This is a genomic window from Microbulbifer sp. CnH-101-G (genome assembly GCF_052466775.1).
The window spans coordinates 1,457,055-1,477,508 of the sequence record NZ_CP174292.1; the positions used below are offsets into that span (position 1 = coordinate 1,457,055).

Sequence of the window (20,454 nt, forward strand, 5' to 3'; positions counted from 1 at the left end):
CTGTGAATCGTGCTTCTGACCAAGGCCGCTTTTATCTTGCTTTATAGCTTACTGCCCCCGGCGGGGGCGATTGCGCTTCTGAGGTGGCTTCGTTTTGCGATAGGGCCTTGGTTTAGGCGCAGAGAAAACCTCCTCTGAGCGGTACTGTCCCGGCTGCAGAGCATCGAGCTTCCAATTGCCGATCGCCATACGCACCAGTCGCAGGGTGGGGAAGCCGACTGCGGCGGACATGCGTCGCACCTGGCGGTTTCGGCCCTCGTGAATAGTGAGCTCTACCCAGCTGGTGGGGATGGACTTGCGCTCTCTTATTGGGGGATTGCGCGGCCACAGATCGACTTCGGAGAGTTTGCGGGCCTTAGCAGGAGCTGTGCGCCCATCCTTCAAATCTACACCTTGGCGCAGGAACATCAGGGCGTCATCGGTGATGTCCCCCTCAACCTGGGCCCAGTAGGTTTTCGCCATCTTTCTCTTTGGATGGCTGATTTGATGTTGTAGCGCTCCATCATCAGTGAGGAGAAGGAGACCCTCGGAGTCGTAGTCGAGCCGCCCGGCAGCATAGAAGCCTTTGTGCGGGATATAGTCCGCTAGTGTGGCGCGACCCTGGGGATCTGTGAATTGGCTTAACACGCCAAAAGGTTTGTTTAGGAGAATGATCTTGGGCATAAGAAAAATTGAGTATTGTAATCCAACTACAAAAATTAGCCGATGCTGCTATAATCCCGCCGATTTTTATCCCCGCCCAATGGTCCCGGGGGAGCGGTGCAAGCAACGCTGGACCTAAAAAGTCATAGAATTTTGGGAGTTTACGCAATATGGGTCACATCCAAGTGCCGGCAGACGGCGAAAAAGTTACAGTCAATTCCGACGGTTCGCTGAATGTTCCGAATCGCCCGGTAATTCCGTTCATCGAGGGTGACGGCATCGGTGTGGATATCACCCCGGTAATGCGCAAGGTTATCGACGCGGCGGTAGAGAAAGCTTTCGGCGGCGACAAGAAAATCGAGTGGATGGAAATCTACTGCGGCGAGAAAGCCGCAGAGACTTACGCTGGCGACTGGTTCCCAGCTGAAACCCTCAAAGCGATCAAAGACTACGTTGTCAGCATCAAAGGCCCTCTGACCACTCCAGTAGGCGGCGGCTTCCGTTCCCTGAACGTTGCTCTGCGTCAGGAGTTGGACCTGTATGTATGTCAGCGTCCGGTTCGCTGGTTCAGCGGTGTACCTTCTCCGGTGAAAGAGCCGAACAAGGTCGACATGGTGATCTTCCGTGAAAACTCTGAAGATATCTACGCGGGTATCGAGTGGAAAGCGGACACTGACGAAGCCAAGAAAGTTATCAAGTTCCTGCAGGACGAGATGGGTGTTAAGAAAATCCGTTTCCCTGAGAACTGTGGTATCGGTGTTAAGCCGGTTTCTTCTGAAGGTACCAAGCGTCTCGTGCGCAAGGCTATCCAGTACGCTGTGGACCAGGATCGCGATTCCGTAACCCTGGTACACAAAGGCAACATCATGAAGTTCACCGAAGGTGCCTTCGCCGATTGGGGTTATGAGTTGGCTCGCGACGAGTTTGGCGCTCAGCCGCTGGACGGTGGTCCTTGGCACAGCTTCAAGAACCCGAAGACTGGCAAAGAGATCGTTGTTAAGGACGTGATTGCCGATGCGATGCTGCAGCAGATCCTGTTGCGTCCTGCTGAGTACGACGTCATTGCCACCCTGAACCTGAACGGCGACTACCTGTCTGACGCACTGGCTGCGCAGGTTGGCGGTATCGGTATCGCTCCGGGTGCGAACCTGTCCGACGACGTTGCTCTGTTCGAAGCGACTCACGGTACTGCGCCTAAGTACGCTGGCCAAGATAAGGTAAACCCGGGTTCCCTGATTCTTTCCGCTGAGATGATGCTGCGTCACCTGGGCTGGAACGAAGCTGCAGACCTGGTCATCAAGGGTATGGAAGGGGCTATCGAAGCCAAGACTGTAACCTACGATTTCGAGCGCCTGATGGATGGTGCCGAGCTGAAATCCTGCTCCGCGTTTGGTGACGAAGTCATCAAGCACATGGCCTAATTGGCTGATTTAGGGTTGGATTGTTTAATCCGGCCCTAACTAAAAAAGCCCTTTGCTGTAAAGCGAAGGGCTTTTTTGTTGGTGTGGGTCTGCCAGCGCAGCTTCAAAAATTAGTCGAGCGCTTCCGCCTCTTTCTCTCTGATTGTCTCAGAGCGGCTGAGATCTGCATTAACGCTGGCGCTTTGGCTGCTAGTCGTAGTTTCTGCCGCCGCAGCGGTAGAAATATTTGCGGCGTGATAGCCTTTGTCACCTCTGACGATATCAAAGGTAACTTGCTGGCCGGCCTTCAGGGTTCGGTAGCCTTCCATCTGAATTGCGGAATAGTGCGCGAACAGATCCTCCCCTCCTTCATCTGCAAGAATAAACCCATATCCCTTAGCGTTGTTGAACCACTTCACGGTACCAGTAGGCATAACGAACTCCCTCTAATTGCCTGAGTGACCTATCGGCCACCTTACAGAGTTTTTATATTTATTTGACCTGCGGATTAATCGACTGCGATCCTATCTGCGACTAATGGCTGTGAATGAGCAGGCACTACCTCTTGTAGTCAACTGCTATAGGAATGTCAAGAAGCTGCGCTTGAGGCTGTGATGTCCCTGTGTCGTTGGTCAAATAAGGTTACAATGGCAGGTCGTTGACGGTTGAGCATGTCGTGCTACTAAAGCTCGTTAGAACACATTGATAATTGTTATGAGTATTTTGCAGGTCATTAAACTAGGCTCCAGTGATTCTGGAGAAGATTATTTAGAGGGTGAGGGTTCCGATGGCGGGCTCGCACTGGAAGAGGCGCCGCCACGGCTCAAACGCCCGCCTATGTATAAGGTCATCATGTTGAATGATGACTACACCCCCATGGACTTTGTTGTGGAGACTCTGGAGTTATTTTTTGGGGTCAACCGTGAGCGCGCCACAGAGTTGATGCTGCAAGTACACACGCGGGGAAAAGCAGTGTGCGGTGTCTATACTCGGGATATAGCGGAGACAAAGGCCGCGCAGGTTAATCAGTTCGCCCAGGAGAATGAGCATCCGTTGTTGTGTGAGATAGAGGCGGACGAGAGTAAAGACGATTGATTTATATTAAAGCTGCTTTAGCACAAGGGTCCCGTCACCTGAAAGGAATCAGCCAGGAGATAGATGCCGGCAAAGGGTGCGCGCCTACCAGCGGAGTCGGCGGGGAATATTGGCGATTAGGGTTTGAGGTTTAAATGCTCAGCAAGGACTTAGAGGTAACGCTCAATCTGGCGTTCAAGGGTGCGCGAGCGAAGCGGCACGAATTCATGACTGTGGAGCACCTGCTGCTGGCGCTCCTGGACAATGAGTCGGCTGCTGACGTGTTGCATGCCTGCGGGGCCGACCTGAGCGCATTGCGCCGCGAACTGTTGGAGTTTGTGGACTCTACCACGCCGTTAATCCCGGAGGCAGATACCGATCGCGAGACCCAGCCTACCCTGGGGTTCCAAAGGGTATTGCAGAGGGCCGTTTTCCACGTTCAGTCATCGGGTAAAAAAGAGGTTACCGGGGCTAATGTGTTGGTCGCCATTTTCTGTGAACAGGAAAGTCAAGCCGTTTACTATCTGAAGCAGCAGAGTGTTGCGCGCATTGATGTAGTCAATTACATCACCCATGGGATTTCCAGGGTCGGTTCCAGCGGCAACAACCACAATCACCACCATGGCTCAGATGCCACCCAGGAGCAGGTGGAAGAGGAGATCAGTACCGGTACCGAACCCGGAGGCTCTGACCCCCTGGAGAGCTATGCAACCAACCTGAACCAGGAGGCAATCCTCGGTCGGATCGACCCACTGGTCGGGCGTGGTCCCGAAGTTGAGCGGGTTACCCAGGTCCTCGCGCGACGCCGCAAGAATAACCCCCTGTTGGTGGGTGAATCCGGCGTCGGTAAAACAGCAATCGCTGAAGGCTTGGCCAGGCGAATTGTGGATGAGGATATTCCAGAGCCATTAAAAGACAGTACCATTTACTCTCTTGATCTGGGCTCTCTGCTTGCCGGAACCAAGTATCGGGGTGATTTTGAGAAGCGTTTCAAAGCATTGTTAGCCGAGCTGAAGAAGCGCGAGCATGCAGTCCTGTTTATTGATGAGATCCATACCATTATTGGAGCCGGCGCAGCATCCGGCGGCGTTATGGACGCTTCCAACCTGCTGAAACCGCTGCTTTCCAGCGGTCAGCTTCGCTGCATTGGCTCCACCACCTTTACCGAATACCGCGGTATCTTCGAGAAAGATCGCGCGCTCTCACGCCGATTCCAAAAAATCGATGTCAGTGAGCCTTCGGTAGAGGAGACGGTACAGATACTGCAGGGGCTCAGGAGCTGCTTCGAGGATCATCATAAAGTGCGTTTCACCGATGCCGCCCTTGATGCCGCCGCCCAGCTCTCCAGTCGTCATATCACCGAGCGTTTCCTGCCCGATAAAGCGATCGATGTGATTGATGAGGCGGGGGCCTATCAATCCCTTCTGTCCGTTGAGGAGCGCACAGAGGTGATTGGTGTTGGTGAAATCGAAGAAGTAATAGCCAAAATGGCTCGGATCCCGGCGAAGAGTGTCTCCGCTTCGGACAAGGAGCAGTTATCGCGACTAGACGATAATCTCAAGATGGTGGTCTTTGGTCAGGATCGGGCGATTGAAGCGCTCAGTACGGCCATTAAGCTGAGTCGTGCAGGACTCGGTGCTGAGGAGAAACCCATAGGCTCGTTCTTGTTCTCTGGCCCTACAGGGGTCGGTAAGACCGAGCTCTGCCGTCAGCTGGCCAAGGTCATGGGGATCGAGCTTATTCGCTTCGATATGTCCGAGTATATGGAGCGCCACACGGTTTCCCGCCTGATTGGTGCGCCTCCCGGCTATGTGGGCTTCGATCAAGGCGGGTTGTTAACCGATGCGGTGACCAAGCATCCGCACAGTGTGGTGTTACTCGATGAGATCGAGAAGGCCCACCCCGAAGTATTTAACCTGCTTCTGCAGGTGATGGATCATGGGACCCTGACGGACAATAACGGGCGCAAAGCGGATTTCCGCAATGTGATCCTGATTATGACCACGAATGCTGGTGCTGAACTGATGAGCCGTCGATCTATCGGTTTTTCCAGTCAGGATCACTCCTCCGATGGTATGGAGGAGATCAAAAAGATGTTTACCCCCGAGTTCCGCAACCGCCTCGACAGTATTATCCAATTTGGTGCTCTTCCATTGGATGTGGTTAAAACGGTGGTGGATAAGTTTATTGTCGAGTTGCAGGCGCAGCTGGATGACTCTCGTGTAACCCTGATCGTGGAAGATGAGGCCCGCGAGTGGCTGGCTATTCGCGGTTATGATGAGAAAATGGGTGCTCGCCCAATGTCCCGCTTGATACGAGACAAGTTGCGTAAACCCCTGGCGGAGTCCGTTCTGTTTGGGGAGTTGGCGGAAGAGGGTGGCCGTGTAGTGGTCGTCATAGAAAATGACGAAATATCCATAAAGACGGCGGTTCCGGCCTGATTTTGCTCGCAAGCCCATCAAAAAAGCCACCGTAAGGTGGCTTTTTTGTATCACAGCAAATCGCCTTGGAGGCTTTTGCCTGGCGAGCGAATTAACGGGCGCGGTACGTAATGCGGCCTTTGCTCAGGTCGTAGGGCGTAAGCTCCACCTTGACCTTGTCGCCAGTGAGGATGCGAATGTAGTTTTTACGCATCTTTCCTGAGATGTGCGCAATGACCACGTGTCCGTTTTCCAGCTTTACGCGGAAAGTGGTATTTGGCAGGGTGTCGATCACCTCGCCTTCCATTTCAATATAATCGTCTTTTGCCATGCGGCAGCAACCTTCAAATAAACTTGATCAGACCTTTACCCCGGAGGCAATCTTGCCTAGCCGCGGCTCGACGGGCGAGCATTTTGCACGAAAAGGCAGAATAGAGCAAAGGGCGCGTGCAATGGGGCTATAGAGACTTCAAGCTCCAGCGGTTCTCCGTGAGCATTTCTATCGGCTTGAACTGGCTTTTATAGGCCATTTTGTGGCACTTCTCGATCCAATAGCCCAAATAGAGATTGGAGAGGCCCAGCCTCCTGGCCCATTCGATCTGGTAGAGAATGCAATAGCTGCCGAGGCTGCGTTTGTCTTCATCCGGGTCGAAGAAAGTATAGATGGCCGACAGGCCTGCAGTGAGAAGGTCGGTAACCGCTACAGCCACGAGACGCCCCCTCGCACGCAGTTCGATATAGCGTGTGGCCCCCCAGGCTGGACTCAAGAAGCTGCGATATTGCTCGCGGCTGGGAGGGTACATTTCTCCGTCGGCGTGGCGCTGCTCAATATAGCGAGCGTACAGCTCGTAATGTTCGTCTGTGTCGATGGATTCGATATGAAAGATATCCAGATCCTTGTTGCGCTTCCAGCAGCGCCGCTGGTTGCGATCGGGCACAAAAAGACCCACAGGTACACGGGCTGGTACACAGGCTCTGCAGGTGGCGCATTGGGGTCGGTAGAGATAGGCACCACTGCGGCGGAAGCCCAGCTCTGAAAGGCGGTTGTATAGGCGTTGGTCTACCTCTGTCTGCGGGTCCACAAATACCGTTGTGGCCTCCCTGTCCGGCAGGTAGCCACATGGGTGGGGCAGGGTTGCCAGCAGGCGGACCGAGTCGAGCTGAGAATATTTACCCATAAGTCCACGTAAGTTTCCAAGGCTGCGGGAAGGCGGGTTGTGCCAGGCCGCATTCCAGCAAGTGTTCGAAGTCCCTACGACACAATTCAACGGCCCCGAGACTGCTTAAGTGAGGATTGCCTACCTGGCAGTCGATGAAAGGGCAGCCCCACAATTCTAATTGGCGAACGAGGTGGACAAAAGCGACTTTGGAAGCATCCGTTTCCCGGTGAAACATTGATTCGCCAAAAAATACCCGGCCGATGGCTATGCCATAAAGCCCGCCAACCAACTGCCCGTCGCGCCATACTTCGACGGAGTGGGCATGGCCAAGGTGATGCATATCGACATACGCCTCGGTCATTTCATCGGTGATCCAGGTGCCATCCTCAGAGGTTCTGGGGGCGCGGCAGCCCTCGATGACCGCTTTGAAGGCCTGGTCAAATGTGACCGAGAATGTACCTCGGCGCAGCACCTTGCGCAGGCTGCGGCCAATACGAAAGTCACTAGGTATCACCACGCAGCGTGGCGAGGGGGACCACCATAGGATGGGCTGGTCATCGGAGAACCAAGGAAAGATACCGCGTCCGTAGGCTGCTAACAGCCAATCTGGAGAGAGGTCTCCCCCCGCAGCGAGTAGCCCATTGGGGTCGTCGAGAGCAGTCTGGGTAGGGGGGAAATCGATATGGTTGTGATCGAGCCACATCAGGCGGCTTTGGGTATTCCTTGCCACAAACTGATACCTGTCCTGGGCCTGAAGAGGCCCGGGTAGCCTTGTGGATACCCGGGGGAGAAGCGCTTATTAAGCGTCGAGGAAACGCTCGGCATCCAGAGCTGCCATACAGCCAGTTCCGGCGGAAGTGACCGCCTGGCGGTAGATATGATCAGACACATCGCCTGCAGCGAACACACCGGGCACAGATGTCTGGGTCGCGTTACCCTCCAGGCCACTTTGTACGATGATATAGCCGTTGTTCATTTCCAGCTGATCTTTAAAAATATCGGTATTGGGCTTGTGGCCAATCGCGATAAACACACCAGAGACTTCAAGCTCCTTGGTAGAGTCGTCCTGTGTGCTGCGAACGCGCAGACCAGTTACACCGCTGTCATCCCCAAGAACTTCGTCGAGGGTGTGGTGAAAGCAAAGTTTGATATTGCCGTTTTCCACCTTATCCATCAGGCGATTTTGCAGAATCTTTTCCGCACGAAGTTCGTCGCGGCGGTGAATCAGTGTGACTTCACTGGCGATGTTAGACAAGTAAAGGGCCTCTTCAACAGCGGTGTTGCCGCCGCCTACTACCGCCACTTTTTGATCGCGATAGAAAAAACCATCACAGGTGGCACAGGCACTGACGCCGCGGCCTTGGAAGGCTTCCTCGGAGGGCAGGCCCAGGTACTGAGCAGAGGCGCCTGTGGCAATGATCAGTGCATCGCAGGTGTAGGTTTCATTGCCCTTCAGGGTGAATGGGCGGTTGTTCAGATCTACAGACTCGATGTGGTCGAAAATAATCTGGGTGTCGAAACGCTCGGCGTGTTGCTGCATTTGCACCATCAGGTCGGGACCTTGCAGGTCGGCGATACCACCGGGCCAGTTTTCAACTTCTGTGGTAGTAGTCAGCTGTCCACCCTGCTGCATGCCGGTGATCACTACGGGATTCAAATTTGCGCGGGCTGCGTAGATGGCTGCTGTGTAGCCTGCAGGACCAGAACCGAGAATAATCAGTCGATGATGGTTGTTGCTCATGAAACTCTCTTTAAACCTGTCTGAGTGCAAAGTTTACCCAGTGAACTGGGGGTCCACCTAGCTGGCCATATTTTAATCAGCCAAAGCTATTAGATTGGCCGATATGATAGGCGATAGTGACAATGCGGCGAAATAGTTTGCCTCAATTTATGCCATTGGGAAGTGCTATTTGGATCGCTACGGCGGGTCGGTCCGGTTCTATCTATCCAGAAATGACATCAATAATTGCTAATAATTCCTTGTTTTTATTGAATAAATTGCGATTTATTTAATGTGAAGTCTGCCCGAAAGGTCTTATAAAGTATTTGTATTTGGTCACAAGAGGGCTCGGAGGAGGTGTTTTCATCCTTTTGGTAATTAGCCAAATTTCGGATGCATAACAACGGCCAAAGGGCGAAGCCATGAGGCAGGGCAGAAAAATAGTACCGTTGAATCTGGGCAGTAACTTGATTGGCCACCCCACATTTACCTTCAGTCTCAGTAATGAAGCACAGGTATTTGTGTCGGAAATCCTGGATGACACTTTCTCCTTGAGGCTTTCTGTCGACTTAGGGCCTGACGGTAGTCATATTGCCAGTTTGCATGGCCCTCCAGATTTAGTGGAGTTGTTCGCATCCCTCAAGCTGCAGGTCAGATGCGATATTGTGGCGGATGGGTACAATGTCCTCTCCCATGATGCTTTAGACGCCTTCGTGGCTTCACCCGAATCGAAAGCAAAACTACTCGAAGCGCTGGATCTCAGAGAGGGAAACAAAGTACTGGACCTAATGAGCGGCAGTGGAGCTGTCAGCCAGTTGCTGTTGGAGTATGGTGATAAAAAGTCAATGGAGATTGCACTCAGTCTGTGCGATACCCACCACTCCCAGCTCAAGCGTATTGACCCAAAAGTGCGTGAAAGGGTTGTCGATGTTACTGTGGGTGATGCCAGGGCGTTGCCTTATGAAAAGGAATCTTTTGATGCAGTAGTGCTCAAAATGGGATTGCACGAAGTGCCCCAATTGGACCAACCGTTGGTAATGAGGAATGTCTTTCGAGTTCTGAAGAGGGGGGGGCGCTTCATTATTTGGCAATTGCTGCCTGCCACCGGTGTGATACAGGATGTATTTACAGATATCGTACGAAAAACCAGCATTTTGGCTGGCTGCGAATCTCAAGCATTCAACCGCTACTTCCCCAGGCAGGACCAGTTATCCTGGCTATTTAAAAGTGCTGGATTCAGTGGATGTGAGGAAATATTTCAGACTGAATTCACTTACAGCACCCGAGCAAGCCTGGTCGCCGAGCTGGGTGGAGACTCTAGCAAACTAGAAATACTGAATAACTTTGCCCGCGACAGAGTGCCCCATGAGATAAGAGATTCGTTGTGTTGGCGGGATACTGGAGAGGATATTTCCCTTAAGATTCCGGCTTGTATATATCGCACATACAAACCAGCATAAATCAAAGATAATTAGGCCATCGAGGAAATCGCTTAAGTAGCGATTTCCGTTTATTACCAGTGCCAGAAAGTAACAACAAAGATTATTGAGGTAAGCCATTGAAGGCCGAGAGCGCAACCGAAGAAAATTCCGCGAAGAGCGGTGTATTGCCGGATTCACTCGTCGCCCGCTTGGTTCGCGAGGGTGCATTAATCAGTCTGCTAGCGGGTGCACTACTATTAGCTATCAGCCTGCTGAGTTATGACTCCCAGGATCCAGGTTGGTCCCATACCGGTCAGTTAGGAAAAATTCACAATGCCATTGGACCGGCTGGGGCCTGGCTCGCCGATGTGTGCCTTTCACTACTGGGTTGGATGGCTTACCTGTTCCCTCTGTTGATCGGCTTGCGCGCCTATAAAATCTTGCGCGATCGCAATGCGCGATTTCATGCTCCTCTGCTTGCACTTAGAGTCTTTGGCCTGACCCTTCTGCTAGTCAGTGGCGCCTCTTTGGCGACACTCTGTTTTTCCCCTGCAGAAAATCCACTGCCGTTCACTAATGGTGGGATCATTGGCGATGCATTGTCGAGTTCCCTGGAGGGGAGTCTCGGTTATGTTGGCGCGACCATTTTATTGCTGGCGATTTTCGCTATTGGTACCACCGTGTTTACCGGTCTTTCCTGGCTCAAGCTGGTGGAATCCATCGGCCGCAATGTGTTGGGGCTTATTGCCTGGTTGGCTAGCTGCTACAAGCAGTGGCGTCAGAAGCGCACAGAACAACGGGTGGCGCGGGAAGCTATAGTGGTACGCAAAGCCGCCGTGGAAGAAGAGAAACAGCGCACAGCCAAGCGCATTCCACCCAAGATCGAAGCGACGGCACCAAAGCCGAAGCAGAGCCCCCGGGCGGCAAAGGAAAAGCAGGGCGAGCTATTCAAGGCTGGGCCTGTAACTGGAACCTTGCCACCTTTAGGGCTTCTCGATCCCTCCGATCAGAATAAGAAGCCGGGCTTTTCCAGGGAGTCCCTCGAAGCACTGTCTCGCTTGTTGGAATTGAAACTCAAGGATTTTGGTGTGGTAGCCGAGGTTGTATCGGTACTGCCTGGCCCCGTGGTGACCCGCTTTGAGATCCAGCCGGCGCCGGGGGTGAAGGTGAGTAAAATCTCCAACCTGGCTAAAGACCTGGCCAGATCCCTGGCGGTAATCAGTGTCCGTGTGGTGGAGGTGATTCCGGGTAAATCGGTAGTGGGTATTGAGATTCCCAATGAGAATCGGCAGATGGTGCGCCTCAGTGAGGTGCTGTCCGCCGATGTCTATGAAAATGCCAAATCGCCTCTGACTCTGGCGCTTGGGCACGATATTTCCGGTCAGCCGGTAGTGGCGGATCTCGCTAAGATGCCCCACCTCCTAGTCGCCGGTACCACCGGTTCTGGTAAATCCGTGGGCATCAATGTGATGCTGCTCAGCCTGCTTTATAAGTCCACGCCCGAGGAGGTCCGCCTGATTTTGGTGGACCCGAAGATGTTGGAATTATCGGTATACGAGGGTATTCCCCACCTACTCACCCCGGTGATCACCGATATGAATGACGCGGCCAATGGTTTGCGCTGGTGTGTGGGTGAGATGGAGCGTCGCTATAAATTGATGGCGGCGATGGGGGTGCGCAATCTGGCGGGCTTTAATCGCAAGATAAGAGAGGCAGAAGAAGCTGGTGAGCCGATTCTGGACCCTATTTGGGAACCAGATCCTGCTTCCAGCGTTCCGGCTGAAGAGCAAACCGCCCCTGCACTTAAGGCTCTGCCCGCAATCGTGGTTGTTATTGATGAATTTGCCGACATGATGATGATTGTTGGCAAAAAGGTGGAACAGCTGATTGCCCGTATTGCACAGAAAGCCCGGGCCGCAGGTATTCATCTGCTGTTAGCAACCCAGCGGCCCTCGGTGGATGTGATTACCGGATTGATCAAGGCCAATGTGCCTACCCGTATCGGTTTCCAGGTCTCCTCCAAAGTGGATTCTCGCACCATTCTTGATCAAGGCGGCGCCGAGCAGCTGCTCGGCCACGGCGATATGCTTTACCTGCCTCCAGGCAGTGGGGTGCCAGTGCGGGTTCACGGCGCTTTTGTTGACGATCATGAGGTGCATAAAGTGGTTGCAGACTGGACGCGCCGGGGTGAGCCCGAATATATCGACGGTATCGTTGATGACAGCAACAACAGTATTCCAGTGCCTGGTCTGCAGTCCGAGGGCGGTGATGAAGATGACCCTGAGGCTGATGCTCTTTACGATGAAGCCGTTGCTTTTGTCACCAAATCGCGCAAAGCGTCCATCTCTTCAGTACAGCGCCAGCTTCGCATCGGCTACAATCGCGCCGCGCGAATTATCGATGCCATGGAGGCTGCCGGCGTTGTGTCGCCCGCTGGACATAATGGCAACCGTGAAGTGTTGGCTCCGCCCCCCGCATAAGAGGGGGCATCGCCAATCGCAGTTAAGCTACGGTTCACTTCTTGCTGGCTAATCTTTAGGGAAATCAACACACTGGAAATCAATGATGAAGAATATTCTACGCAACTTGCTGGTGGCATTGACGGTTGTGACCAGTGCAGCCTGGGCCGACGCTACCGAAGATCTCGGCAAACTACTGCAACCCCTGTCTTCCCTGTCTGGAAATTTTAAGCAGACCTTGATTGATGAGCGCGGCAAGGTTTCGCAAAAAAGCAACGGCAACTTTTCTGTGCAGCGTCCGGGTAAGTTACGCTGGAAAACAGGTGAGCCTTATGCCCAACTATTGGTGACCAATAATAAAACTCTATGGCTCTATGATCCGGATCTTGAGCAAGTCACCGTTCGTCCGGTGGATGAGCGTATGAAAGAAACCCCAGCACTGTTGCTCGGCGGCAAGGTTGAGGATATTCGCAAATCTTTCGATGTGAGCTTAAAAGAGGGCGTTTATCAGCTGGTGCCAAAAAATCCAAAGGCGCCGTTTAAGTCGATGGAAATCCGTTTTGCTAAAGATGGTTTGCCATCCTCTATGAAAGTACGCGACAGCATGGGGCAGACAACGGAGATTGTTTTCAACAGCATGAAAGCAAACCCGAAACTTTCTGAGTCCCTCTTTAATTTCAAGCCACCCGCCGGTACAGACATAATCAAAGATGAGTGATCTGTTTCAAACTCCGCCAACGCACCAACCACTGGCCGCGAGAATGCGGCCCGATTCCCTGGCCCACTATGTGGGCCAATCACATTTATTGGGCAAGGGAAAACCTCTGCGGGAAGCAGTTGAGCGTGGCCAGTTGCACTCGATGATTTTGTGGGGGCCGCCGGGCGTCGGCAAGACCACATTTGCCCGGCTGTTGGCGGCAGAGTGTGATGCGCACTTCGCCACCCTGTCTGCAGTATTGGCGGGAGTGAAGGATATTCGGCAGGCAGTTGCTGAAGCCGAACAACGGCGAATGCAGTCAGGCCGTAACACCATTCTTTTTGTCGACGAAGTACACCGTTTCAACAAAGCGCAGCAGGATGCTTTTCTTCCCTATGTGGAAGAGGGCACCGTGACTTTTGTTGGCGCCACTACTGAAAACCCGGCCTTTGAGTTGAACAATGCGCTCCTGTCCCGCTGCCGGGTTTATCTGCTGCGCAGTATTCCTGAAGAAGACTTGCTTGGGCTACTGCAGTATGCGCTGCAGGCGGATGATCAATTACGCGAGCGAAGTGTCCATGTGCCAGAAAATGTTTTGGGCAAGATTGCCCGCGCGGCCGATGGGGATGCACGCAGCGCCTTGAACTTACTCGAAGTCGCCTGCGACCTGGCCAGGGAAGAGGGCGGTAGGCTGGTGGTCGATAAAGACGTACTCAGCGAAGTACTCAGCGCCGATGTGCGCCGATTCGACAAGGGCGGTGATTATTTTTACGACCAGATTTCTGCCATGCATAAATCTGTGCGGGGCTCAGATCCCGATGCAGCGCTCTACTGGTTTGTGCGCATGCTCGATGGTGGCTGCGATCCCTTATATGTCGCCCGCCGGGTAGTGCGTATGGCCAGTGAAGACATTGGTAATGCCGATCCACGCGCGCTGCAGTTGGCTCTGAATGCCTGGGATGTCCAGGAGCGTCTCGGTAGCCCGGAGGGGGAGCTGGCTATTGCGCAAGCAATTACTTATCTTGCAGTCGCAGCAAAAAGTAACGCGGTTTACAGTGCTTATAAACGCGCAGTGGCCGATGTACGCCGCGAACCCAGTTACGAAGTGCCCGTTCATTTACGCAATGCCCCCACTAAGTTGGCGAAGAGTCTGTCTCACGGTGCAGAGTACCGCTATGCCCACGACGAGCCCGATGCTTTCGCGGCGGGAGAGAACTACTTCCCCGAAGAGATTGCAGACAGGCAGTATTACCAGCCTGTACCCCGTGGGCTGGAGCTAAAGATTTCTGAAAAGTTGCAGGTGCTGCGACGTCTTAACAGCGAAAGCGAAGAGCAGCGCTATAAAAATAAATCGTAGTGCTTTAAGAGCAAGTGGAAAGGAATAGAAGGAAAATCTATGCAGTGGCTCGCCATCGCCATAGGTGGTGCCTTGGGGGCAATACTTCGTCACCAGATTACTGTCTGGACCTACCCGGTATTTAACGGGAAATTCCCACTCGGCACACTGATCGTTAATGTGCTGGGCTCATTCCTTATCGGTATTGCCTACATATTGATCACTCACAGGGCAATGCTTGGGGAGGAGTGGCGCCTGTTGATCATGACAGGAATGTTCGGTGCACTGACTACCTTTTCCACTTTCTCCCTAGAGAGCCTGATACTGTGGCACAATGGCCAGCCTTTGATGGCTCTTGGCTATATCGTCGGCAGTCTCATTTGCTGCTTGGCGGCCACAGGAGCCGCAGTCGCCCTGGCGACGCGTTATTTTTAACCAATATTTACTTTAATTTTGTTGTAGGAGCCTGATTACAGGCGAACTGGAAACGATGCTCGATCCCAAACTGATTCGCACGGATATGGACCAAGTGGCCGCAGCCTTGAAAAAGCGCGGTGTGGAACTGGATACTGCCAAACTGGAAGCCCTCGAGGAGCGCCGTAAAGAGCTGCAGGTGCGCACCGAGAGTTTGCAAAACGAGCGCAATAGCAAATCGAAAAATATCGGGCGGGCCAAGGCTGCCGGAGAAGATATTGCTCCCCTGCTCAAAGAAGTCGAGTCTCTCGGGGGCGAACTGCAAAATGCCAAGCAAGCGTTGTCTGAGTTACAGGAAGAGTTGGATGCGATTCTCTCCGCGATCCCCAACCTGCCGGATGACTCTGTCCCTGAAGGCGAGAGTGAAGATGATAACGTAGAAGTGCGTCGCTGGGGGCAGCCGCGTACTTTTGATTTTGAGGTCAAAGACCATGTTGATCTGGGCTCTCAGCTCGGCGGTCTCGATTTCGAAATGGCGGTAAAACTCACTGGCTCGCGCTTTGCCGTGATGTCCGGTGAGGTTGCGCGCCTGCATCGCGCCCTTGCCCAATTTATGCTCGACACGCACGTCGAAGAGCATGGCTATAAAGAGACCAATGTACCGGTGATCGTCAACAGCGACTCCCTGTACGGAACCTCTCAGTTGCCAAAGTTTGAGGAAGACTTGTTCAAGCTCACCGATGAGCGCGGCTTCTATATGATTCCTACCGCGGAAGTGCCGCTGACCAATATGTATCGCGATCATATTGTTGAGGACAGCGACTCCCTGCCGCACAAACTGGTAGCGCACACAACTTGCTTCCGCTCAGAGGCCGGTTCACACGGCCGCGACACCCGCGGCATGATTCGCCAACACCAGTTTGAAAAAGTAGAACTGGTATGGGCAGCGCGCCCGGATCAGTCTGAAGAGGCGTTGGAGACCCTTACCAAAAATGCTGAGGCGATCCTGCAAAAGCTGAACTTGCCTTATCGCACTGTAGTGCTGTGTGGTGGTGATATCGGATTCGCCGCGCGTAAGACTTACGATATCGAAGTCTGGATTCCCTCCCAGGATAAGTACCGTGAAATCTCTTCTTGCTCCCTGGTTGGTGATTTCCAGGCACGCCGTATGAAGGCGCGCTGGCGCAACCCGGAAACCGGCAAGCCCGAGTTGTTGCACACACTAAACGGCTCCGGTTTGGCAGTGGGGCGCACCTTGATCGCGGTGCTGGAAAACTATCAGCGCGAGGATGGCAGTATCGAGGTGCCCGAAGCGCTGCGCCCCTATATGCGCGGCCAAGAGGTTATCTCCGCTGTCTAAATGCGGTGATTTAAAAGGGCGAACAATGTGTTCGCCCTTTTTTCTTTGCTGAGTAGAATACTGCTCACCGGCTTGTTTGATGGATTAATCCGTGCGTTATCTCCCGCTTGCATTCGATATAAAAGATCGCCCCAGCCTGATCGTTGGAGGTGGCTCCATAGCCACACGTAAGGCTCGTCTGTTGCAAAAGGCGGGGGCTCAAATATGGGTGGTATCCCCGGCTATCACTGAAGAGTTACAACAGATAGTGGTTGATTCCAAAGGGCAGTGGTATCGGGAAACCTATTCTGCTGAGTATTTGGATCTGGCCGAGTTGGTCATCGCTGCCACAAATAGCCCTGAGGTCAATGGCTGTGTATCCAGGGATGCGCAGAGACGTCGCTTGCCAGTGAATGCTGTAGATGCTCCGGAACTTTGTACTTTTACTTTTCCGGCGATTGTTGAACGCGGCGATCTGTCTATCGGAATCAGTAGTGGCGGGGCAGCTCCGGTTCTGGCCCGCCGTATTCGAGCCCAGCTGGAAGCACTACTTTCGCCGGGGATTGCATCACTGGTGGATTTTGCCTCACGAATGCGTTCTTACGTAAAAGATGCACTACCGGAAGCCCGTCGTAAGAATTTCTGGGAGTGGGTCTTTGCCGGTCCTGTTGCCCGCCGGGTGGAGGCGGGTCAGCTGACGGATGCAGAGAAGGAATTTTTGAGCGCTTTGCAAGATTGGCAGGGGAGTCCCAATCCGCCAGGGGAGGTCTACCTGGTTGGCGGTGGGCCGGGAGATCCAGACTTATTGACCTTTCGTGCGTTGCGCTTAATGCAGCAAGCTGACGTAGTGCTCTACGACCGACTGGTTTCCCCTGAGGTTTTGGATCTGGTGCGTAGAGATGCCGAGCGTATTTATGTCGGTAAAAGAAAGGCGTTTCATGCCGTACCGCAAGACGACATCAATCAGCTATTGGTCGATTTGGCCAAGCAGGGTAAGAAAGTACTGCGCCTGAAAGGTGGTGACCCCTTTATTTTTGGGCGTGGTGGAGAAGAAATCGACAAGCTGGCTGATGCTTCGATTCCCTTTCAGGTGGTACCGGGAATAACCGCTGCGGCTGGATGTGCCAGTTATGCGGGTATTCCATTGACCCATCGAGATCATGCACAATCCGTGCGATTTATTACTGGTCACCTCAAGGAGGGAAGTCTCGACCTGCCATGGAAAGAGCTGGCCTCTGGCAGCCAGACATTGGTTTTCTACATGGGATTAACGGGACTGGAAAAAATTTGTGCAGAGCTTGTTCACCATGGTCTGCCGGTAAGCACTCCTGCGGCGCTGATTGAAAAAGGCACTACCCAGGCACAAAGAGTGATCGTCGGTGACCTCAGTACATTACCCACACTGGCACATGAAAAAGCCGTACGGGCGCCTACGCTCACCATTATCGGTGGTGTCGTCAGCCTGCATGAAAAACTGAGCTGGTATCAGCCAGGCTAGTGCCCGCAGTTTCAAATCGGCCTATGGCTTCTTGCGTTGGCACTGAATCTACCCTGACAGAAACTATACTGAAAAGGTCTTTCCGTCAGGTATAAGTGCCATGCTGCTGGCGATGATTCGCTTTTATTGCACCAATTTTGTGCGATTCTTTCTCCCACAACAGCCAGAGCTTCCGCAGTTTGGCCCGCTGGATTGTGATACCCGCCGCTACAGCTATGAATATCGTCAAAAGAAAGATCTGGTGCGCTGGCTGTGGACCGGGGTTTCCCTGATCATGCTGTGTTTTCCGGTTTTACCATTAGTGCTTGGTCTAACCTTTTTTACCGCTTTTTTATCCTTCGCAATTTTGGATGAGACCACCTGATTTTTTCTATTGTTAATCCAGCAACTCTGCCAATGCACTAATGCGGCACGAGTTTGTGCTGCAGTGTGAGTTGGAAAGGTGCTGGCCGTTAAGGCATCTAAGCCAGAATTTCTAGGCTGGGCATTTTTCGTTATTGCAGTTTCAGCTGGTAACGGCTTTCTCCCTCTTTTAAAGGAGAGGGATTTCCTTCTACCCAGTCGCTATGGCCTTTACCAAAAAATGGGGAAAGCGGGTGGCTGCTTTGCCCTGTTGCCATATGGAAAATACCGTACTCCTCCCGCCCTGGTGAGACAACCATTCGCTCTGAGGCGCCGTGAGTTGGGGATTGAAAACGGGGCATATGGGTATCCCCAGCCAGTTGGTCCTCGGGCATTGCGGTAAACCAATCTATGGCTGATATGGCTCTCGCTAGTGGGTGCCGGATAGAAGCCGTGTTGTGTTCGCCCCAGGTTTGTTGTATCAGGGGCAGTCCGCCTGCCGACATTTTTTCCAGAACTTGATCAAGTGCGGCTAATTTAAGTGCTGTCCAGGATTCAAAATCGGGGTTGAGCAGGTGTTGAGGTTCTTCTTGTGTGAGAGTCCAGATCGGGTATTCGAATTGACGCTTTAATTGACCGAAAGAAAAGTTGGGCTGGGATTTGCGCATAAAAGTAAGAATAGGGGCGGTGCACAACTCCATAAACTTAAGGCGGTAATTGCGAACAATACGGTACCCAACCGAGTCGGGGCTGGCGCGTCCTCCCCAGTTCTGTACTAATTGATAAGTCTCGCTGTAACCTTCCCGGCCTCGCAGGAATTCGGTCAGGTGTTGCTGCCAGCGCTGCAGAAAAATGGCGCGGTCATCCAGCTGAATATCCAACAGAGATTGTTCATCAAACTGCTGGCGGGCGAGTAGGTTATCGCGTATTTGCTGCTGGCGGGCTCCGAGGGCATAGCCGTGATCGCCCATGATTTTCAGCCAATTTCCATCTACGGTTCGGGCATTAGCACTCCACAGGCGATGATTGGCAGGGTTATAAATTCGCGGTTGTTCCTCTGTGGTGAGATAGCCATCCCAGTAGGTTTTACCCTCGGCCCAGCTTACCGAGCGGCTGCCATCAAAGCCAAACCGCTTGGGGATAGGCCCGGCGATTGTCCAGCCAATGTTGCCTTTCTGATCGCCTACAAGAAGGTTCTGGTGAGGTATTCCGATTGCCGGACCAAGGTTTAATGCTTCCCTGGTGGTAGTGATAGATTCCATCTGCAATAAATTCATATTGCCAGCGGGGATATCGTGAGCAACCCAGCGATAGGCGAGAGGGGTTCCACGGTGGTTTTTCCCGATAACAGGCCCCCAAATAGTTTTCTTCACTATGAGTGCTTCATCGGGGGCACTTTTTACTTTGATAATTTCCTCTTCGAGAGTGATATCCCGCCAGCCATCTGGGGTCAGGTATTGGGTGGTGTCTGAGTTCAATTCCAGGGGAATAAGGTCACCCCAATCTGCGCCGGTATTGGTAAAGCCCCAGGCAATTGCGCCATTGCTTCCGGCCACCACGATCGGACCTCCCGGTAGGGTAACTCCGCGAATAGTCCTGTTGGTCCCAGGAATATTCCAGCCTGCGCGAAACCAGATGTTGGGTACATTCAGCCCCAGATGCATGTCGTTAGCGAGGATGGCGCCACCGTGCTCAGTTAAGGCCCCACCAACCACCCAGTTGTTACTGCCGTAAACTTTGTCATCGCTTTCCATGGTCTGGTAGGCAATAGGATCGTTTTTACCCAGCAATGAAGAAATTGGCGTTTCTGGGACAGTACTAATAGGCTCCTCCTCGCCAATTAGCGGAGCATCCCAGATACCTCCGGCAGGAAAGTAGAATGTGTAAAGGTCTTGCGGTAAGAGATCGGCGAGAGCGGTATCGCGCCTTTCGAATTTTCCCTCTTCACTTTGCAGTGTTAAGTACATGCTAAAGGTCGTCAGCAGACTGTCGGCGGCGCTCCAGGGCCTGGGGTCCTGCCCTAAAAGAAAATATTCCCAGGGCTTGCTGCCAAGCTGTAGCAGTCCGAAGTTTACTCCGCGTACATAGTGATCGAGTAGTTGGCGCTGCGTCTCGGGCATTGCCTCAATATTCCTTTCGGCCCGCTTGCGAAACTGATGCCTGCGCACCTTTTTATCTTTTTTCAGTGCTGCCGGGCCTACCAGTTCAGACAGCTCTCCCGCGGAGCTTCGTCGCAACAGGTCCATTTGGAAGAAGCGCTCCTGGGCATGTAAAAAGCCCAAGGCAAAGGCGGAGCTATTGCGGTCACTGGACTGGATCATTACCACACCCTGCTGATCCCGATGTATGAGCGCGGGTTCAGACAGTTGCCCAGAGACGATACTGCCTTCGAGTACAGGTAGGCTCTGTCTCCACCAGGCCCAGGCTGCAAGAAGGAGGACAGTAATGAGTACCATAGTTGCAATGAGTAAATACATTGCGCGGCTCTTTAAATAAGATGAACTTAAATAAGACGGGCGCACCATAAGTTTT

The 20,454-nt window shown here is 53.0% G+C and carries 18 protein-coding genes; 11 read left to right on the forward strand and 7 right to left on the reverse strand.

Going from position 1 to position 20,454, the window contains the following annotated elements:
• Positions 1–48 precede the first annotated feature (48 nt).
• Positions 49–663 carry a pseudouridine synthase gene (locus ACJJID_RS06605; RefSeq protein ID WP_444921996.1) on the reverse strand — a complete coding sequence of 205 codons (615 nt, stop codon included), beginning with the start codon at positions 661–663 and terminating at the stop codon, positions 49–51.
• Positions 664–812: 149 nt separating this feature from the next.
• On the opposite strand from ACJJID_RS06605, the gene icd reads away from it, so the two are divergent.
• Complete coding sequence (gene icd / locus ACJJID_RS06610; RefSeq protein ID WP_444921997.1) at positions 813–2,063, forward strand: NADP-dependent isocitrate dehydrogenase; 1,251 nt, start codon at positions 813–815, stop codon at positions 2,061–2,063.
• A gap of 110 nt (positions 2,064–2,173) precedes the next feature.
• On the opposite strand, the gene cspD is transcribed toward icd, so the two are convergent.
• Complete coding sequence (gene cspD, locus ACJJID_RS06615; protein ID WP_444921998.1) at positions 2,174–2,476, reverse strand: cold shock domain-containing protein CspD; 303 nt, start codon at positions 2,474–2,476, stop codon at positions 2,174–2,176.
• Between the two features lie 280 nt (positions 2,477–2,756).
• On the opposite strand from cspD, the gene clpS reads away from it, so the two are divergent.
• The gene (gene clpS / locus ACJJID_RS06620) at positions 2,757–3,137 is read left to right on the forward strand and encodes an ATP-dependent Clp protease adapter ClpS (RefSeq protein ID WP_444921999.1); all 381 of its coding nucleotides are present in this window, start codon (positions 2,757–2,759) and stop codon (positions 3,135–3,137) included.
• 134 nt (positions 3,138–3,271) lie between these two features.
• Positions 3,272–5,557: an ATP-dependent Clp protease ATP-binding subunit ClpA gene (clpA, locus tag ACJJID_RS06625; RefSeq protein WP_444922000.1), complete on the forward strand. Its 2,286-nt coding sequence runs from the start codon at positions 3,272–3,274 to the stop codon at positions 5,555–5,557.
• Positions 5,558–5,648: 91 nt separating this feature from the next.
• On the opposite strand, the gene infA is transcribed toward clpA, so the two are convergent.
• From infA to trxB, 4 genes are all read right to left on the reverse strand, one after another.
• A complete protein-coding gene (infA, locus tag ACJJID_RS06630; RefSeq protein ID WP_010130378.1) occupies positions 5,649–5,867 on the reverse strand; it encodes a translation initiation factor IF-1 in 219 nt (72 codons plus the stop codon).
• A 127-nt stretch (positions 5,868–5,994) separates the two neighbouring features.
• Positions 5,995–6,714, reverse strand: a complete 720-nt coding sequence (locus ACJJID_RS06635; protein ID WP_444922001.1) for an arginyltransferase — start codon at positions 6,712–6,714, stop codon at positions 5,995–5,997.
• Entirely contained in the window at positions 6,707–7,426 is a 720-nt protein-coding gene (gene aat / locus ACJJID_RS06640; RefSeq protein WP_444922002.1) for a leucyl/phenylalanyl-tRNA--protein transferase, read from the reverse strand. The genes ACJJID_RS06635 and aat overlap by 8 nt, the downstream gene beginning before the upstream one ends.
• A gap of 69 nt (positions 7,427–7,495) precedes the next feature.
• A complete protein-coding gene (gene trxB / locus ACJJID_RS06645) occupies positions 7,496–8,437 on the reverse strand; it encodes a thioredoxin-disulfide reductase (protein WP_444922003.1) in 942 nt (313 codons plus the stop codon).
• Positions 8,438–8,838: 401 nt separating this feature from the next.
• Between trxB and ACJJID_RS06650 the strand changes: the two genes are divergently transcribed.
• From ACJJID_RS06650 to ACJJID_RS06685, 8 genes are all read left to right on the forward strand, one after another.
• Complete coding sequence (locus ACJJID_RS06650; RefSeq protein WP_444922004.1) at positions 8,839–9,876, forward strand: class I SAM-dependent methyltransferase; 1,038 nt, start codon at positions 8,839–8,841, stop codon at positions 9,874–9,876.
• Positions 9,877–9,974: 98 nt separating this feature from the next.
• Positions 9,975–12,317 carry a DNA translocase FtsK gene (locus ACJJID_RS06655; RefSeq protein ID WP_444922005.1) on the forward strand — a complete coding sequence of 781 codons (2,343 nt, stop codon included), beginning with the start codon at positions 9,975–9,977 and terminating at the stop codon, positions 12,315–12,317.
• An 85-nt stretch (positions 12,318–12,402) separates the two neighbouring features.
• The gene (gene lolA / locus ACJJID_RS06660; protein WP_444922006.1) at positions 12,403–13,014 is read left to right on the forward strand and encodes an outer membrane lipoprotein chaperone LolA; all 612 of its coding nucleotides are present in this window, start codon (positions 12,403–12,405) and stop codon (positions 13,012–13,014) included.
• On the forward strand, positions 13,007–14,350 hold the full coding sequence (locus ACJJID_RS06665; RefSeq protein ID WP_444922007.1) for a replication-associated recombination protein A: 1,344 nt from the start codon (positions 13,007–13,009) through the stop codon (positions 14,348–14,350). The genes lolA and ACJJID_RS06665 overlap by 8 nt, the downstream gene beginning before the upstream one ends.
• Before the next feature lie 39 nt (positions 14,351–14,389).
• Positions 14,390–14,764: a fluoride efflux transporter CrcB gene (gene crcB, locus ACJJID_RS06670; protein WP_444922008.1), complete on the forward strand. Its 375-nt coding sequence runs from the start codon at positions 14,390–14,392 to the stop codon at positions 14,762–14,764.
• Between the two features lie 55 nt (positions 14,765–14,819).
• Positions 14,820–16,103, forward strand: a complete 1,284-nt coding sequence (gene serS, locus ACJJID_RS06675) for a serine--tRNA ligase (protein WP_444922009.1) — start codon at positions 14,820–14,822, stop codon at positions 16,101–16,103.
• 91 nt (positions 16,104–16,194) lie between these two features.
• Positions 16,195–17,580, forward strand: a complete 1,386-nt coding sequence (gene cysG, locus ACJJID_RS06680) for a siroheme synthase CysG (RefSeq protein WP_444922010.1) — start codon at positions 16,195–16,197, stop codon at positions 17,578–17,580.
• A 100-nt stretch (positions 17,581–17,680) separates the two neighbouring features.
• On the forward strand, positions 17,681–17,944 hold the full coding sequence (locus ACJJID_RS06685) for a hypothetical protein (RefSeq protein ID WP_152453472.1): 264 nt from the start codon (positions 17,681–17,683) through the stop codon (positions 17,942–17,944).
• A gap of 130 nt (positions 17,945–18,074) precedes the next feature.
• Here ACJJID_RS06685 and ACJJID_RS06690 read toward each other — a convergent pair whose 3' ends face one another.
• Positions 18,075–20,399, reverse strand: coding sequence for a penicillin acylase family protein (locus ACJJID_RS06690; protein WP_444922011.1), 2,325 nt, complete (start codon positions 20,397–20,399; stop codon positions 18,075–18,077).
• Positions 20,400–20,454 lie beyond the last annotated feature (55 nt).

Excerpts from the sequence above, each read along its gene's own strand:
- ACJJID_RS06605 (WP_444921996.1), bottom strand. The coding sequence starts at position 663 with ATGCCCAAGATCATTCTCCTAAACAAACCTTTTGGCGTGTTAAGCCAA.
- icd (WP_444921997.1), top strand. The coding sequence starts at position 813 with ATGGGTCACATCCAAGTGCCGGCAGACGGCGAAAAAGTTACAGTCAAT.
- cspD (WP_444921998.1), bottom strand. The coding sequence starts at position 2,476 with ATGCCTACTGGTACCGTGAAGTGGTTCAACAACGCTAAGGGATATGGG.
- clpS (WP_444921999.1), top strand. The coding sequence starts at position 2,757 with ATGAGTATTTTGCAGGTCATTAAACTAGGCTCCAGTGATTCTGGAGAA.
- clpA (WP_444922000.1), top strand. The coding sequence starts at position 3,272 with ATGCTCAGCAAGGACTTAGAGGTAACGCTCAATCTGGCGTTCAAGGGT.
- infA (WP_010130378.1), bottom strand. The coding sequence starts at position 5,867 with ATGGCAAAAGACGATTATATTGAAATGGAAGGCGAGGTGATCGACACC.
- ACJJID_RS06635 (WP_444922001.1), bottom strand. The coding sequence starts at position 6,714 with ATGGGTAAATATTCTCAGCTCGACTCGGTCCGCCTGCTGGCAACCCTG.
- trxB (WP_444922003.1), bottom strand. The coding sequence starts at position 8,437 with ATGAGCAACAACCATCATCGACTGATTATTCTCGGTTCTGGTCCTGCA.
- ACJJID_RS06650 (WP_444922004.1), top strand. The coding sequence starts at position 8,839 with ATGAGGCAGGGCAGAAAAATAGTACCGTTGAATCTGGGCAGTAACTTG.
- lolA (WP_444922006.1), top strand. The coding sequence starts at position 12,403 with ATGAAGAATATTCTACGCAACTTGCTGGTGGCATTGACGGTTGTGACC.
- ACJJID_RS06665 (WP_444922007.1), top strand. The coding sequence starts at position 13,007 with ATGAGTGATCTGTTTCAAACTCCGCCAACGCACCAACCACTGGCCGCG.
- crcB (WP_444922008.1), top strand. The coding sequence starts at position 14,390 with ATGCAGTGGCTCGCCATCGCCATAGGTGGTGCCTTGGGGGCAATACTT.
- serS (WP_444922009.1), top strand. The coding sequence starts at position 14,820 with ATGCTCGATCCCAAACTGATTCGCACGGATATGGACCAAGTGGCCGCA.
- ACJJID_RS06685 (WP_152453472.1), top strand. The coding sequence starts at position 17,681 with ATGCTGCTGGCGATGATTCGCTTTTATTGCACCAATTTTGTGCGATTC.
- ACJJID_RS06690 (WP_444922011.1), bottom strand. The coding sequence starts at position 20,399 with ATGTATTTACTCATTGCAACTATGGTACTCATTACTGTCCTCCTTCTT.